Annotated in this window: 16 protein-coding genes; 6 read left to right on the top strand and 10 right to left on the bottom strand. The window is 40.7% G+C overall.

Annotated features, from left to right (window positions below):
* Positions 1-7 precede the first annotated feature (7 nt).
* Positions 8-457, bottom strand: a complete 450-nt coding sequence (locus tag HDF25_RS00555; protein ID WP_184621702.1) for a universal stress protein — start codon at positions 455-457, stop codon at positions 8-10.
* A 156-nt stretch (positions 458-613) separates the two neighbouring features.
* Between HDF25_RS00555 and HDF25_RS00560 the strand changes: the two genes are divergently transcribed.
* A complete protein-coding gene (locus tag HDF25_RS00560; RefSeq protein WP_184621704.1) occupies positions 614-1,390 on the top strand; it encodes a C40 family peptidase in 777 nt (258 codons plus the stop codon).
* Here HDF25_RS00560 and HDF25_RS00565 read toward each other — a convergent pair.
* From HDF25_RS00565 to hisG, 9 genes are all read right to left on the bottom strand, one after another.
* Entirely contained in the window at positions 1,383-2,282 is a 900-nt protein-coding gene (locus HDF25_RS00565) for a WD40 repeat domain-containing protein (RefSeq protein ID WP_184621706.1), read from the bottom strand. The two genes, HDF25_RS00560 and HDF25_RS00565, sit on opposite strands and share 8 nt — an antisense overlap.
* Before the next feature lie 6 nt (positions 2,283-2,288).
* The gene (gene hisIE, locus HDF25_RS00570; protein ID WP_184621708.1) at positions 2,289-2,876 is read right to left on the bottom strand and encodes a bifunctional phosphoribosyl-AMP cyclohydrolase/phosphoribosyl-ATP diphosphatase HisIE; all 588 of its coding nucleotides are present in this window, start codon (positions 2,874-2,876) and stop codon (positions 2,289-2,291) included.
* Complete coding sequence (gene hisF / locus HDF25_RS00575; RefSeq protein ID WP_184621710.1) at positions 2,873-3,628, bottom strand: imidazole glycerol phosphate synthase subunit HisF; 756 nt, start codon at positions 3,626-3,628, stop codon at positions 2,873-2,875. Before hisF ends, hisIE begins: the two co-directional genes overlap by 4 nt.
* A 3-nt stretch (positions 3,629-3,631) precedes the next feature.
* A complete protein-coding gene (hisA, locus tag HDF25_RS00580) occupies positions 3,632-4,381 on the bottom strand; it encodes a 1-(5-phosphoribosyl)-5-[(5-phosphoribosylamino)methylideneamino]imidazole-4-carboxamide isomerase (protein WP_184621712.1) in 750 nt (249 codons plus the stop codon).
* Between the two features lies 1 nt (position 4,382).
* Positions 4,383-4,976, bottom strand: a complete 594-nt coding sequence (gene hisH, locus HDF25_RS00585; RefSeq protein ID WP_184621714.1) for an imidazole glycerol phosphate synthase subunit HisH — start codon at positions 4,974-4,976, stop codon at positions 4,383-4,385.
* A 2-nt stretch (positions 4,977-4,978) separates the two neighbouring features.
* Complete coding sequence (gene hisB, locus HDF25_RS00590) at positions 4,979-6,115, bottom strand: bifunctional histidinol-phosphatase/imidazoleglycerol-phosphate dehydratase HisB (protein ID WP_184621716.1); 1,137 nt, start codon at positions 6,113-6,115, stop codon at positions 4,979-4,981.
* A gap of 2 nt (positions 6,116-6,117) precedes the next feature.
* On the bottom strand, positions 6,118-7,164 hold the full coding sequence (gene hisC / locus HDF25_RS00595; RefSeq protein WP_184621718.1) for a histidinol-phosphate transaminase: 1,047 nt from the start codon (positions 7,162-7,164) through the stop codon (positions 6,118-6,120).
* Positions 7,154-8,452: a histidinol dehydrogenase gene (gene hisD, locus HDF25_RS00600; protein ID WP_184621720.1), complete on the bottom strand. Its 1,299-nt coding sequence runs from the start codon at positions 8,450-8,452 to the stop codon at positions 7,154-7,156. Before hisD ends, hisC begins: the two co-directional genes overlap by 11 nt.
* 67 nt (positions 8,453-8,519) lie before the next feature.
* Positions 8,520-9,371, bottom strand: coding sequence for an ATP phosphoribosyltransferase (hisG, locus tag HDF25_RS00605; protein WP_184621721.1), 852 nt, complete (start codon positions 9,369-9,371; stop codon positions 8,520-8,522).
* Positions 9,372-9,648: 277 nt separating this feature from the next.
* Here hisG and HDF25_RS00610 point away from each other — a divergent pair, with 277 nt between their 5' ends.
* From HDF25_RS00610 to HDF25_RS00630, 5 genes are all read left to right on the top strand, one after another.
* Positions 9,649-11,241 carry a L,D-transpeptidase family protein gene (locus HDF25_RS00610; RefSeq protein ID WP_184621723.1) on the top strand — a complete coding sequence of 531 codons (1,593 nt, stop codon included), beginning with the start codon at positions 9,649-9,651 and terminating at the stop codon, positions 11,239-11,241.
* Between the two features lie 255 nt (positions 11,242-11,496).
* Positions 11,497-13,524 (top strand): BatA domain-containing protein, encoded by a 2,028-nt coding sequence (locus HDF25_RS00615; protein ID WP_184621725.1) that lies wholly within the window; start codon positions 11,497-11,499, stop codon positions 13,522-13,524.
* 6 nt (positions 13,525-13,530) lie between these two features.
* Positions 13,531-14,793, top strand: a complete 1,263-nt coding sequence (locus tag HDF25_RS00620) for a dihydroorotase (protein WP_184621727.1) — start codon at positions 13,531-13,533, stop codon at positions 14,791-14,793.
* Positions 14,786-15,460 (top strand): hypothetical protein, encoded by a 675-nt coding sequence (locus HDF25_RS00625; RefSeq protein WP_184621729.1) that lies wholly within the window; start codon positions 14,786-14,788, stop codon positions 15,458-15,460. Before HDF25_RS00620 ends, HDF25_RS00625 begins: the two co-directional genes overlap by 8 nt.
* A 10-nt stretch (positions 15,461-15,470) precedes the next feature.
* Positions 15,471-16,016 carry a DUF4199 domain-containing protein gene (locus HDF25_RS00630; RefSeq protein ID WP_184621731.1) on the top strand — a complete coding sequence of 182 codons (546 nt, stop codon included), beginning with the start codon at positions 15,471-15,473 and terminating at the stop codon, positions 16,014-16,016.
* Positions 16,017-16,100 lie beyond the last annotated feature (84 nt).

A 16,100-nucleotide genomic window follows, 5' to 3' on the forward strand; every position in this document is an offset into this window, starting at 1 on the left:
TTAAGAACTATACGTCTGCTTTATTTGGAATAATCAAGACAGGGCAGGCAGATTTACGCGCTACATGTTCTGCAACACTTCCCATCAAAAAATGATACAGGCCAGTCCGGCCGTAAGTACCGATTACAATCAGGTCAGAGCCCCATTCATCAGACTGCTGGATAATTCCGTGAGCCGCAGTATCAACCACACTTAAATAAGTGGTTTTGATACCATTTGAATAAGTATTTTCCATTTCTTTCAGTAACTGATGACTGTTCTCCTCACTATTATCATAACTCTCCAGAAATACCGGGGCGAGCGTGAGATCCTGGTTCATAGTAGCTGGCATAGGTTCAATAATATTGACCAGGGCAACCTCTGCACCAAAATTTTTAGCTAGTTCGTAACCTGTTTTTGCAGCTTTTTCCGAACAGGTACTATTATCGACTGCGATTAAAATTTTCTTGAGGTTCATAATTTGAAGCATTAATGAATATAATACAGATATAACAGTTTTGTGCCCCAAATGTTTACCATAGGCCCTGTCAACTGAAAATAAATAGAAAAAAATTGATAAATTTTAAACTGTTTCTTAGTTCTCTATCAGTACTTTTGAGTACTATATTTTATTATGGAACAGACATTCGCAATTTGCAGAGTAGCGGTTGCCCCTTTGAGGGCTTCCTCATCAGACAAAGCCGAGATTTCGACGCAGCTCTTATTCGGTGACCGGGTTGAAGTAATAGAAAAAGCCGAACCCTGGTGGTTTGTTCATAGTGCTTATGATGGTTATGAAGGCTGGATAGATTTTAAGCAGCTCGCCGAAATTACATCGGAAGAATATCATCAGCCTGCTACCGCTCTGGTACCTGCTGCGGTCAGTAATCAGCTTATCTGTGCTGATGGAAGCAAATATTATCTTGCTGCATCCAGCAGTTTGCCGGCTTATGCTGACGGGTACTGCGGATTCGGAAAAGAAAAATTCCAGGTCATGTTTCAGGCACATGAGATTTTAACCACACCCTCGGCTTCGGTATTGACTGAACTGGCGCTGTTTTTTCAGAATGCCCCCTATCTGTGGGGTGGACGTACAGTTTTTGGTATTGATTGTTCAGGTTATGTACAGGCAGTTTTTAAACTGGCTGGCATCAAAATCTACAGAGATGCCTCCCAACAGGCGGAACAGGGAAAAATAGTCAATTTTCTACCTGAAGCACAGGCCGGAGACCTGGCTTTTTTTGATAATAAAGATGGGAAAATTATTCATGTCGGCATGATGCTGAATGCAAACCAGATCATTCATGCTTCCGGTAAAGTAAGGATTGACTCTATTGACGATCAGGGAATCTATAACCCTGAACTGGGACGTTATAGTCATCAGCTCAGGATTATTAAAAGATTTATGTAGCCCATTCCCAGATCATCACCAGTTTGTCGTCACCGGTGGTTAGTAAATACTTTCCATCCTGGCTCCAGACCAGCTTGTTTATAGAATGAGTATGTCCGTGCGTGTTTTTCTCTATGCTCAGGATTTTGTAGAGTTTCAGATCATCGCTTCCCCATAATTTGATACTCTTATCCTGGCTGACTGTAGCGAAATAGGGTAGGTCCGGGTGGAATGCAATGCCATATATACTAAACAAGTGTGCAGGAATAGTATGCTGAAGCTGATAATCCGGAAGAGACCAGAAATTTAACTGTGCATCCCTTCCCCCCGAAATCAGATATTTACCATCAGGGGAATACTGGACCGAAGTAACTGGTAACGTATGGTGCTCCAGGATATGTAATAAACTATAATCAGTAAGATCGTAAATCCGGATTACTCCGTCTTTACAGCCAAAGGCTACGTGTTTACTTCCCGGACCAACAGCTATAGCCCTGACTGTATCTGCAGAAACCCTGATGCGGTAAAGCAGGGATAAATCTGACATAGACCATACACCAACCGTTCCATCTTCACTGGCTGTTAAAAACTCCTGTTTCTCAGGCACGGTGATGATATCAAAAATAGGTTTATCATGAGCCTGGAAACTCGCTGTAACCTCCTGTTTACCGAGATCAAAAATACTCAGCTCCCCGCTTCTCTGTCCGACATAGAGCAGGTCATTGTAACTATGAAGACTATAGACAGATGTTCTTACCGGCATCAGCACCTTGACAAATGACATTTTACTCAATGACCATTCCACTACCCCCTTATCATTTCCACCAGTAAAGAAGATTCCTGCTTTCCCTGAATTAGCCAGGGCATAAATCGGGTTCTGATGTCCGCTAAGTGATCTTAAATGTTTCAGCATATGGAATTAACGATGTCTGCTTTCCAGGTTTGTACCAATATCAGCAAGTGTTTTACCTTTTTCTCTCAGTAAAACCAGTAAGTGGAAGATCAGATCAGAACTTTCATTCACGAAATCAACATCTGTTTCATTCAGCGCAGCAATCACTGTTTCCACACCTTCTTCGCCTACTTTCTGTGCAATCTTGTTTAAACCCTTTTGACGTAGTTTATTGACATAAGATTCTTCTGTAGGATGATCATATCTGTCGCCGATAATTTTCTCCAGCTCAAAGATGAAGTTCTGATTAAAATTGGTTTTAAAGCAGCTTCTGCTACCTGTGTGACAAGTAGGCCCAACCGGAGTAACTTTAATCAGAATGGTGTCTTTGTCGCAATCGATATGCGTTTCCTTCACGTATAAAAAGTTGCCGCTTTCTTCTCCCTTGGTCCATAGCCGGCTTTTAGAGCGCGAGTAAAAAGTAACTTTACCTTCCTGCTGCGTTTTTGTCCAGGCCTCCTGGTTCATATAACCCAGCATTAACACTTCCAATGTCTGTATATCCTGAATGATTACAGGAACTAATCCATCGGTTTTCTCAAAATCTATATTCATAACCTTACTGGTATGTTGTGCTTATTTAATTCATTTTTCAATATAGGTATGGGTATCTCACCGAAATGAAAGACCGATGCGGCAAGGGCAGCATCAACACCTGTTGTGCTAAAAACTTCTGTAAAATGTTCAATTTTTCCGGCACCGCCCGAAGCAATCACGGGGATATTAATCAGTTTGCTGATTTTATCCAGTAAATTGCAGTCGAAGCCTTGTTTGGTACCATCGTGATCCATCGAAGTCAGTAATATTTCTCCCGCTCCGTATTCCTCTGCCTGTTTGATCCAGTGCTCTGTCTCAATTTCAGTAGTTAAGCGGCCACCATTCAGATGGACCATATTCCGGCCGGCAATCAACTTCGTATCTACAGCTACAACAACGAACTGTACGCCGAATACTTTGGCCAGGTCCGCAATTAACTGTGGGTTTTTAACAGCCGCAGAATTGATACTGATTTTATCTGCACCTGCATTCAGCAAAGCTTCAGCATCAGCGATTGCTGTAATTCCTCCACCTATGGTAAAAGGGATATTGAGTTGTCTGGCTACAGATTTCACCATTTCAATCATCGTTTTCCGACGTTCATTGGTCGCTGTAATATCCAGAAATACGAGTTCGTCGGCACCTTGCTGAGCATATTGCCAGGCCAGTTCAACCGGGTCCCCCGCATCTTTCAGATCTACAAAATTAACTCCTTTTACAGTCCGTCCGTCTTTGACGTCCAGACATGGGATGATACGTTTGCTTAACATCGTTTACAGGGAAGTCATTGCCTTGAGGTTCCATTCTTTGATTTCCTCAATAGAAATCCGGTTCTCATAAATAGCTTTTCCGACCACACATGACCTGATATCCAGTTTGGCCAGCTCCTCAATGTCAGCCATTGAACTAATACCACCAGAGGCAATTAGTTTAATAAACGGAGAGTGTTCCAGCAATTTTTTATACAGATCAACGGCTGCACCACCTAATTTACCATCCTTATTGATATCGGTACAAAGGAATCTGAAAAAGCCTAATTGTAAACATTTATCCACGTAATCCATTAACTTGATTGGTGAGCTTTCCATCCAGCCCGAGTATTTGATTACTTCATCCAGTACATCAATGGCAACCACGATGCGGTTTGCGTAATCGTACTTCTTGCCAACCTCTTTACTCAGGTCGGACAGGAAATCAGGATTTGTAATGGCCTGGGTGCCTACAATGACTCTATGGATACCTGCATCCAGTAAGTTGGTCACCTGCTCAATCGTACGGATACCACCTCCGTACTGTACACGCATATCTGTTTTTTTTATAATATCAAAAAGCTCAGTCTGATTACTGAAATCTCCTTTAGCACCATTTAAGTCAATAATATGTATGAATTCAGTACCGTTAGACTTATAGGTATTGATCATTTCGGCGATAGAAACATCATATACAGTCTTTTGGTTATAATCACCTTCTCTCAGACGGACAACTTTACCATCCAGAATATCTATAGCGGGAATAATGTACATTTTATTGTTTTAAGTTTGAAAAGTTCATTAATAATCGTTCACCGGCAGCACCAGATTTTTCAGGGTGAAACTGTACCCCGTAAAAGTTATCTTTCTGTATTGCCGCCGAAAATGGCAGACCATAATCTGCCGTGGCTATCTCAAAAATAGCGTTATATTCAATAAAGTACGAATGCACAAAGTAAAATTGTGTCTGATTTTCAACACCTTCGAATAGTAAATTGTTTTTAATTTCTATATTATTCCATCCCATGTGCGGGACTTTAATACCCAGGTTTCTGTCAAAAAGTTTCGTTTCCAGCGGCACAATATCTGTTAACCTGGCATCACCCTCTTCAGAATGTGAAGTGAGCAACTGCATCCCTACACAAATCCCCAGAACAGGTTTTTTAAGTTGTCTGATCGCTTCGACCAAACCGGTATTGTTCAGTTTTTCCATCGCAGCTCCGGCATGTCCTACACCAGGGATAATAATATGGGAGTATAAGTCAAAATCCTCCACAGTATTGATCATTCCATAACTGAGTCCAATCCTGGATAAGGCTGATTCCAGTGAAAAGATGTTTCCTGCACCGTAATTAACAATTCCTATCATGGTTACAATAAACCTTTAGTGCTTGGTAAAACTAATTTTTCTGCATCTCTTTTGATCGCCATTTTGATCGCCTTTGCAAAAGCTTTAAATATACATTCAATTTTGTGATGCTCATTATCTCCTTCAGCTTTGATATTCAGATTACATTTCGCGGCATCACTGAATGATTTGAAGAAGTGATAAAACATTTCTGTCGGAACATCACCCACTTTTTCACGTTTAAACTCTGCATCCCATACGATCCAGTTGCGGCCACCAAAATCAATAGCCACCTGTGCCAGACAATCATCCATTGGCAGGCAAAAACCATAACGTTCCAATCCGAGCTTGTTGCCTATAGCTTTGGCAAAAGCTTCACCCAGGGCGATTCCGGTATCCTCAACAGTATGATGCTCATCGATATGAAGATCTCCCTTAGCCAGGATGTTCAGATCTACTGAACCATGACGAGCAATCTGATCCAGCATATGGTTGAAAAAATTCAAACCAGTTTCTATCTGTGCTTTTCCGGTTCCATCCAGATCAATATCAATAACGATATCGGTCTCATTGGTTTTACGAACGTGATGAACCTGTCTGCTCCCTGCTTTGAGGAAGGTATAGATATCTACCCAGTTCTGGGTTTGCAGTGCAATTACTGAAGTTAAGGTCTCTGCTTTGTCTAGCATTTCTGCAGAACCCAGTAAATCATTGTTTCTTATCCAGATCGCTTTTGCACCCAGGTTTTTGGCCAGTACCACATCATTAATCCGGTCGCCAATCACAAAAGAGCCTGCCAGATCATATACTTCCGGATTGAAATAATGCTGTAACAAACCTGTATTTGGTTTACGTGTCGGTGCATTTTCATGAGCGAAAGTCTTGTCAATGATCACTTCAGCAAATACGACGCCTTCTCCTTCAAAAGTGTCAAGGATGAAATTATGTACAGGCCAGAAGGCAGGTTCTGGATGTGAATCTGTCCCTAACCCATCCTGATTAGTTACCATAACCAGTTCGTAATCCAGTTCTGCAGCTATCTTAGCCAAATAATAAATTGATTTGGGATAAAATTTAAGCTTTGCAAAGGAATCGATTTGTTCGTCTTCAGGTTCAACGACCAGTGTGCCGTCACGATCTATAAAAAGTATCTTCTTCATAGTTAAGGTTTTAACGATTTTAAAGCGGATAATAGTATGCTGTTTTCGGCTGGGGTTCCAACGGTAATCCTCAGGCAGCCTTCACATAAAGTTATTTTTGCACGGTTACGGACAATAATACCCTGTTCTACCAGTGCATCATAAGTTCCATTGGCATCATCTACCTCTGCAAGAATAAAGTTTGCATCCGAAGGATACACCTTTCTGATCATAGGTAGCTCCAGCAGCTGCTTACTCAGCAATTCTCTTTCGGCTACCGTAATTTTAATCCATTCATTGACCTGTCCGATATTTTGCAGGGCAGCCAGTGCGAGGTCCTGGGTAGACTGACTGATATTGTATGGTGCTTTAACTTTATTCAGGATGTCAATCGTGATACTGGAAGCAAAGGCCATACCCAGACGTAAACCTGCCAGGCCCCAGGCTTTAGAGAAAGTCTGTAAGACAACTAACTGGGGATATTCAGTCAATTCCTGGATGAACGTACGTTGTTTAGCGAAATTGATATAAGCCTCGTCAATAATGACCAATCCATTGAAATTAGCCAGAACAGTTTCTATATCCGTACGGATGATTGAATTTCCTGTCGGGTTATTCGGAGAACAGATAAAGATCAGTTTGGTATTGGCATCAATAGCTTCAGCTATCCCTTCCAGATCTAACTGAAAGTTGGGTAATAAATTAACTTTACGGATCTCCACATCATTAATATTTGCAGAAACCTCGTACATGCCATAGGTGGGCGGGAGGATGATCACGTTGTCTTTTCCAGGGTTACAAAAGGCACGGAACAAAAGATCGATGGCCTCATCACTTCCATTTCCTAAAAATGTATTTTCAATGGGCACACCTTTAATTTTGCTGATTGCATCTTTCAGATCCAGTTGTAAAGGATCAGGGTAACGGTTAAAATTCTCCGGTAAAGGAGAACCGAAACTATTTTCATTTGCATCTAAAAATACACTTGCCTGGCCTTTGTATTCATCTCTGGCGGTAGAGTAGGGGCGAAGGTTTTTGATGTTTTCGCGTTGTAGGTTTTTAATATCCATCTGATGATTTTAAACGAATAGTGATTGCATTTTTGTGTGCCTGAAGCCCTTCGGCGGCAGCGAGAATTTCGACAGTAGTGCCAATATTGGCCAGACCCTGAGGACTGATATGCTGAAAAGTGATCTTCTTCAGAAAAGAATCCATAGATACGCCCGAATAGGCTTTGGCAAAACCACTAGTCGGTAAGGTGTGGTTAGTACCTGAAGCATAGTCACCGGCACTTTCCGGGGTCAGATTACCCAGGAAAACAGAACCAGCATTGATAATTTGTTGAATAAGTTCCTGGAAATCAGTTGTAGCCAGGATCAGGTGTTCAGGGGCATAACTATTGCTGAATTCCATAGCTTGTTGCTTATTTTCTGTCAGTACAGCATATGAATTGGCAATGGCCTGAGCGGCTATGTCTTTTCTGGGTAAAGCATTAAGCTGGATCTCAATCTGTCTCTCCACTTCTTCAATAAGCGTGGCCGAAGTGGAAACCAGTATAGCCTGGCTGTCTGTTCCGTGTTCGGCCTGAGCCAGCAGATCAGAAGCTACAAAAGCAGGGTTAGCAGTTTCGTCTGCAATAACCAGTACTTCTGAGGGACCGGCGGGCATATCAATCGCTGTCATTCCCGAAGCCAGGACCTGTTGTTTGGCCTGGGTTACATAACGGTTTCCAGGGCCAAAGATCTTATAAACTTTAGGTACACTTTCTGTACCGAATGCCATGGCTGCAACAGCTTGTGCGCCACCAACCAGATAGATCTTTTCAATGCCCAAAAGTTGAGCGCAGTAAGCAAGAAAACAGTTTGTTTTCCCATCTTTCTGAGGAGGGGAGCAGACTACGATTTCCTTACATCCGGCCAGCACTGCGGGGATACCTAGCATTAAAAAAGTACTTGGTAAAACAGCAGTTCCACCAGGGATATAAAGTCCTACCCGTTCTATTGCCCTCGACTCGCGCCAGCAGGAAACACCCGGCATAGTCTCAACCGGAAGTTCTTTATATAACTGTGCAGCATGAAATTTTTTGATGTTCTCGTAAGCAGTATCGATAGCCTTTTTCGCCTCAGCCGGAATGGCCGAAGCAATCTTGCTGATCTCTTCTTTTCCGATGAAAAGCTGGTCGAGGCTAACCTTGTCAAAAGCTAAAGCGTAATCTCTTAATGCCTGATCACCTGCTACTTTGACCTGTGCAATAATCTCTTTTACACTTTCTGCGATGCTGGTATCATCAGCCAGCTGTCTCAAACAGATCTCTTCGATATTCTGTTTAGATAAGTTATTATACCTGTAGAGTTTCAATGTCTTATGTTTTTGTGTTAACTATAAGTTAATGGTGAAATGAAGCTTTTTTGGAAAAAAACAGCGCTTAAGAAATGATTTTTTCTATCGGCATGACTACAATTCCTTCTGCACCAGCAGCTTTCAGGCTGTTGATCTTTTCCCAGAAATCCTGTTCTGCAATCACAGAGTGAACTGCTACCCAGTCTTCTTCAAAAAGAGGAACTATTGTCGGACTTTTCACTCCCGGAAGTAAACTCACTACTTTTTCAAGATTTGATTTGGCCACGTTGAGCACTACATATTTTGTCTCTTTGGCACGGAGTACTGAACGGATCCTTTGCAATAATTCAATCACATCTTCGTTTAGTTCTGTTCCTTTACTGCCGATCAGGACAGCTTCGGATTTCATCACTTCAGCGAAAGGTTTCAGGCCATTACTTTTTAAAGTTCCGCCCGTCGAAACGATATCACATATAGCGTCACTCAGCCCCAGACCGGGACCAATTTCTACAGATCCTGAAATCGTACGGACTACTGCATTTACTTTATTTTCATCCAGATATTTTTGCAGGATAACAGGGTAAGAAGTCGCGATAGCTTTACCTTCCAGACCACTGATATCAGAGATTTCACTTTCGTTGGGAATAGCGATTTTGAGGGTGCATTTTCCGAAGCCTAATTTTTGAAGGTAAGTGACATCGGCGTTAACTTCAGTGATTACATTCTCCCCTACAATACCCAGGTCGGCAATACCATCCTGCACATATTCAGGGATATCATCATCTCTCAGAAATAAGATTTCCAACGGAAAATTTGTAACTGTTGTGATCAGGGAGCTTTTATAGTTTTCGAATGATAAACCACAATTTTTAAGAATCTCTACGGATTTTTCGTTTAGCCTTCCAGATTTCTGGATAGCAATTTTAAGTGTTTTCAATTGATTGAAATTATTGAATGAAACAGGAAAATAATTCGGAAACAAGTTTTGAAGTACAAAACATTACATATCTATCGCCACAACTGGCGATGGAAGAAATGAAAATGATGTTTCAAAATATTGTTCATAATATATGTCTCTATTCAATAATGCGTTGCACACTGAGTTTGACAAATATATAGATAGAATTGACAAAACAAAAATATATGGCATTTTATTTGATTAGGGTGGTTACAATGCATAGTAACAATCCCGTATTAATTAATTTACGCTCATTTTGAAGAAAATAATAACCCTTGTTTTGCCTATTTGTTTCCTAATATCTTCTTGTAACTGGTTTAAAACCCCACCAGAAGTAGGGATCCTGTTGTCAGAACATTTTAAAAACAAACTTTATAAAGATTTTGATACTGCTGCCTATCATGTAGTTTTTAACCGTCACCTTGACTCTTTACAGTCGAAACTAAGTAATCCTAAAGTAATTAAAAGCTATTATGCTGACGATGAGCATAAAAATTCAATGGTTACCCGCTTTTATGTTAATGGTGGATTGGATACCCTGAAAAAATATCTGGAAAACAGTGCTGTACATGGCTATAACCCTGAAATATTCGGATATAAAAAGCTGGGTGAATTATTAACAGAGCTGGGAGACAACAAATTTAAGTCTGTCGCTGAGGCTTACCCTGTCCTGGCAGATCTGGAGCTTTATACTGCCTCCTCATTGTTGAAGTATGACACTTTTGTGGCTTACGGAAGCATTAATCCGAAAAAGGTACTTAACCGTTACTATATCACAACCGCAAGACCTGATAGTAATACCATGAATAAAGTACTGGGTACTAAAGATCTGTCTGGTTTATTAAAGGATATCCAGCCCGCTACAGAAAACTATAAAGTCCTGCAGCAGACACTGGCAGAACTGCAAAAAGATCCTGTGCGTAATGCAGTAGCGATCCAGACAGTTGAGGTCAATATGGAGAGATCGAGATGGAAAATCCCTGGTTTGGAATCTGAATACGTAGAGGTCAATATTCCGGATTTTTCACTGACCTGGTTTAAAGGGCAGGATACAGTAACACATATGAAAGTTTGTGTGGGTGCCAGACGGGAAAAAACATACGAGGAGAAGATGAAGGTTTATGCTAAGACTCATTCTCTTGACGATAAGCCCAAAAATCACCAGACGCCTATTTTATTGAGTAAATTCAATGCGATACAGGTAAACCCGGTCTGGAATATCCCTGTCAGCATTGCCCAGAATGAGATTTACAATCAGGCCAGGAGAGATCCTTATTATTTATCAAACAATAACATGAAGGTTTACCACAAAGGACAACTGGTAAATGATCCTGATACTATACAATGGGATAAATATTCGCGTGAACATTTACCTTTCCAGTTCAAACAAGGTTCTGGAGCGGGAAATGCTTTGGGAAAATTCAAATTTATATTTGAGAACGGAGCCAGTATTTATCTGCATGATACCAATAATAAATCGGGATTTAATCTTTCGAGCAGGGCAATCAGCCATGGTTGTGTCAGGGTAGAAAAGCCATTGGAGTTTGCAGAAAAGATGGTGAATAACAAATACGAATATGACCAGCTGAGAATGGAGGTTAATTTACCGCCTGTTGATACCACTAAAATGGACGTCTACAGAAAGAAACTGGCTAAAAAGGCTGATACGCTGAACGTCTTCCAGTTAAAACCGAAATGGTTTGGAACAAGAAAGAACATTTCTGTGTTTATTAATTATAAGACTGCATGGGCTGAACATGGCAAAGTGCAGTATCGCAATGATGTTTATGGTCTGGACGATGCTTTGTTTACCGCAATGAAGAAGTACAGGGCAAACGTCAGGAATTAAAGTTAAGATATCTCTGGGTACTGTTCGATAAAAGGCCACCATGAGGCCACCATTACCCCACGTTCAGGCCACCTTTTGCCCTAGGGAAAAGGTGGCCTCAGCCTAGTTTTATGACAGTCTGCAAGTGGGGTTTCACAAACCAGTGCCCGACGGAAACCTTACCCGTAGTTTATTTATGGTAAGTTCAAAATTTTTGCTGCGATTTATGATCTTTTTTTGCTGCTGATTTGATAAAATTCATACCTTTGATTTTTAATGAATTTCCTCTACCCAGGTTTTCTTTTTTCACTGCTGGCGGTAGCCATTCCTATCCTCATTCATCTATTCAATTTCCGGAAATTTAAGACAGTGTACTTCAGTAATGTAAAGTTTTTAAAGACTGTTACTGCAGAACATGCTTCACAGGAAAAACTGCGTAACCTGCTGATTCTTTGTTGCAGGATACTGGCAATTGTATTTCTTGTGCTAGCTTTTGCACAACCTTACTGGTCTTCGGGAATCACCGGGAGCATTGAAAATGCTCGTCTGGTAAATATTTATATCGATAACTCTTACAGTATGGAGGCTGTCAATAAAGAAGGATCTTTACTGGATGAGGCCAAACGCAGAGCGAAGGAGCTGGCTAAACAATTTGGACTGAATGACAAATTTCAGTTAACAACAAATGATTTTGAAGGAAAAGATCAGCGTCCGGTAAGCCGGGAGGAATTATTCAATCTTATTGATGAAGTTAAGGTTTCTCCGGCCCAGAAGAGTTTACAACAGGTTCTTAATCGTCAAAACCTGACAGATGCTGGTAAAAGAAACCGTTATAATTATATTCTTTCTGATTTTCAGCAGCAGTTTGTTGGAAAAGGAGCTGTCAGTATTGCTGCGGATGCTGTGTTAAACCTGGTCAGGTTAAATGCCAATACCATACCGAATATTGCTGTAGACAGCATATGGGCGCTGTCTCCTGTGCATAAGCCTGGAGGTCAGGAAAAATTCGTTGTACAGCTGCGGAATTACTCGGCCGAGAAACGGACAGGAATTCCTTTAAAACTAGTTGTTAACAACCAGCAGCGGGCATTAGCAACGCTGGATATTCCTGCGGAGAAGTCGGTCAGGGATACAGTCACTTTTAGTGGTTTATCGGCCGGGTGGCAAAAAGGTCTGGTTAGTATTAAAGATTTTCCGGTCACCTTTGATGATGAATTAAAGTTTGCTTTTAAAGTCAGCAGTGGTTTATCAGTATTGCAGATTAGTGGCGGAACTCAGGAAAAATATATCAGTGCATTATTCGGGGCAGATCCTTATTTCAGGCTCCGCACCATGCCCGAATCGAATATTCTCTATGCTGATTTTCACAATTATAACCTGATTATACTCTCTGGTTTGAAAAATCCATCCAGTGGTTTGGCCCAGGAGTTGAAAACTTATCTTAAAAACGGGGGGACAGTTGTGGTTTTTCCTGATCCTGGTGTCAGTGCAACTATATATTCCTCTTTCTTAACAGGGATCGATCTCCCAAAAATCACTGCATTGGGTAAGGATACAGTGAGCGTGAGTTATATTGATCTGAAAAATAACATCTTTAATGATGTCTTTGAGGAGATCCCCTCAAAACTGGATTTGCCTAAAGTAAATCATTATTTTGTTTATGAGAACCAGACCAGAAGTAACAGGGAGGATCTGATGAAACTTCCGGGTGGACAATCTTTTTTCAGTCGTTACAGGCTCGGGAAAGGAAAGGTTTATTTATCAGCTGCTTCTTTGAACAGCAATGAAGGTAACCTGTCCCAGCATCCTGTATTTGTACCTTTAATGTACAAGATTGCCTTAACCAGCGTACCGGACCAGCCTTTGTATTATACGATTGGCAGTAGCAATTACCTGTCTGCTGCAACTGTTACTGTTAATCCTAATCAGTCATTGCGTCTGGTCTCTGGAAAACAGGAAGTTATTCCCGAAATCAGGCAGGTACCCGGACAGACGTTATTATATGTGGCTGACCAGATTAAAACATCAGGTATTTTTGAACTTCATAAAGCAGACTCCTTAATAGGCAGTTATGCTTTTAATGAAAGCAGGGCAGAATCAGATCTGCATTATGCTGATGATAAGACCCTTCAGTCGGTTTTTGGCCGCAAAAAAGTAAATATGATGAATGCCAGCGGCGATTTATTAGCTAAGGGTGTGGAAAATAACCGCACAGAGTTATGGAAACTTTGCCTAGTTTTGTGTGCTGTTTTTTTAGCCATTGAAGCCCTATTGATTCGATTTTTTAACAAATTAAAAATATAAAAAGACATGAACCTTCTACTCACAGGCGTAACCATTACCGATCCGAACAGCCAGTATAATCAGAAAATCTGTGATGTTCGTGTGGTACAGGGGGAAATCGTTGAGATTGAGCTTACTTTAAAAGCATTGGAAAATGAAAAAACAGTTAATGGTCAGGGTGCCTTTTTGTCTCCTGGATTTTTCGACCTGAACTGTGCTATCGGAGATCCGGGTTTTGAGACCAGAGAAGACATACAAACAGCAACTGCTGCGGCTCAGGCCGGCGGATTTACAGGACTGGCAGTTTTGCCACAGACCAAACCTGTGGTTCATTCCAAAGCAGAAGTAGAATACATTATCAATAAAGCCAAAAATAACCTGGTAGATATCTATCCGGTAGGGGCTATCAGTCAGGATCTGGAAGGCAAAGAGCTGGCAGAGCTTTATGATATGCAGAAAGCCGGTGCCGTAGCGTTTTCGGACGGAACTAAACCAGTAACTGATGATGGCTTTATGAGCCGTGCCCTGCAATATTGTAAAGGAATCAATGGTTTATTGATTGTTTATCCTGAAAATAAAGCAATAGCTGGTAAATCACAGATCAATGAAAGTAAGACAAGTGTCTTACTGGGAATGAAGGGAATGCCGGCATTAGCCGAAGAGATGCATATCTCCAGGGATATTTTCCTGGCTACTTATCATCAGGCACCCGTACACATCAGTAATATTTCAACCGCCGGTTCAGTAGCGCTGATTAAAAAAGCAAAGAAAGATGGCGTGCAGATTTCTTGTGATGTGGCTGCTCATCATCTGGTTTTCACAGAGGAATTATTGAATGATTTTGACAGCAACTATAAGGTTAAGCCACCTTTGCGTGGTAAATCAGATATTAAAGCATTAATTCATGGTTTAAAAGATGGTACTATCGATGCGGTATCTTCACAACATCGTCCGTATGAACCGGAGTTTAAGGATGTAGAGTTTGAAATTGCAGCCTATGGGATCATTGCCTTACAAACGGTTTTACCTTTGCTGGTTAAAGCAGGACTGGAAGCATCGCAGATTGCAGAAAAGCTTGCCATTAATCCACGTAAATTACTAAACCTGCCAGTACCTGCAATAGCAGTAGGGGAGAAAGCTAATTTTACACTGTTTAGTTTGACAGAGAAATGGGAATATAATGCACAGAATAATTTTTCGAAGTCGAGGAATACCCCCCTGTTAAATCAGACACTTACAGGAAAAGTTCAACTCGTTTATAATAATAATCAATTTCAAGTATATGGATAGTAAAGTACAAAGCGCTCTTGTAGCCTCATTAGATAAATTCGCAGCACTTTCTGGTAATGATTCTCTTAAATTACAGCAGGATTTACTGGATGTTTTTAATAAAGACCTGGGATTCCTGGAAAAAGTAGAGGAGTTTGATGGTGTGTTTGATGAATACCCGGCTTTTGATGAGCTGAGAGAAGTTTACTTTGATTTACTGATGATCAACTTCTTTGCGAGCGACATCAAGAAACTGGAAGAAGATTATCTGGATACAGATGAATGGGCAGATATCGAAGAAGATACTATTGACCGTGGAACAGAGTTGTTAAACCTGCTGTTATACATCAATGAATGTCACGATGAGCATATCAAACCTGAACTCGGAGATTTCTTAAGAGAATTCTTACTGGTAGAAGAAGATGAGTTCCAGGATGAGTTCCATATTTATGAAGACCTGATCAGCAATCAGCAGTTAGCTGAAAGTAGCATTGAAGATATTATCAGTCATAAAAGCATGATTGACCTTGGAGAAGAAATGGAAGAGCTGTTTGTTCCGTTTATGAGTTTCTTCAATCAGCCAAAAGCAAATGAGCAGGCATTTAAAGATCTGGAAGAATTCAGTGCAAATAAAGAATTCGATAGTTCTGTTTATGCTTTAATCACGGTTTTCAACGAAAAAAACTAAACGTGTTTTTATGGAACAAGAATTAAAAGAAGCTGAGATTAAACCAAATAAAGTTGCTTTCAGGGCAGCTATTACTTTCTCTTTGTATACGCTGGCGCTGATTTTTATATTTAAACTATTGCATATCGATTCGATGCAGGAGAATATGAATACGGGCACTAAAGTCATTACAACCATATTGTCTTATGTTCCGTTTATACTGGCGATAGTTTATGCACAAACCAAACACAGAACAGATCTGGGTGGTTATATGACTTTTGCAAGGGGCTTTTCTACCGGCTTTAAAGTAGCAGCCTATACTGGTCTTTTTGTTTCAGTATTACTGGTACTGTATTATAAAGTACTTGACCGTGGTGCAATGGACCATATTCTTGATGTCGCTATTGACAAGGCTAACGGAGACGAAAAACAGATTAAGGCTATAGAGATGACCAGACCCTACATGGCTATTATCTCTGCTTTCTTTGGAGCCATTACTTATACTATTTTCGGGATGATCCTCAGCCTGATTGGGGCTGTATTGTTCAAAAAAGAGAGACCACTTCCTCAAGGATAGGATTGGTCAACGCATAACATATTTGTAAGCGTGCAGGTTTTATCATTTTAATTGATAAAATTTGCACGTTCATTTTTATCACAT

The sequence above is a fragment of the Pedobacter cryoconitis genome, from assembly GCF_014207135.1.
Lineage (GTDB): Bacteria > Bacteroidota > Bacteroidia > Sphingobacteriales > Sphingobacteriaceae > Pedobacter > Pedobacter cryoconitis_D.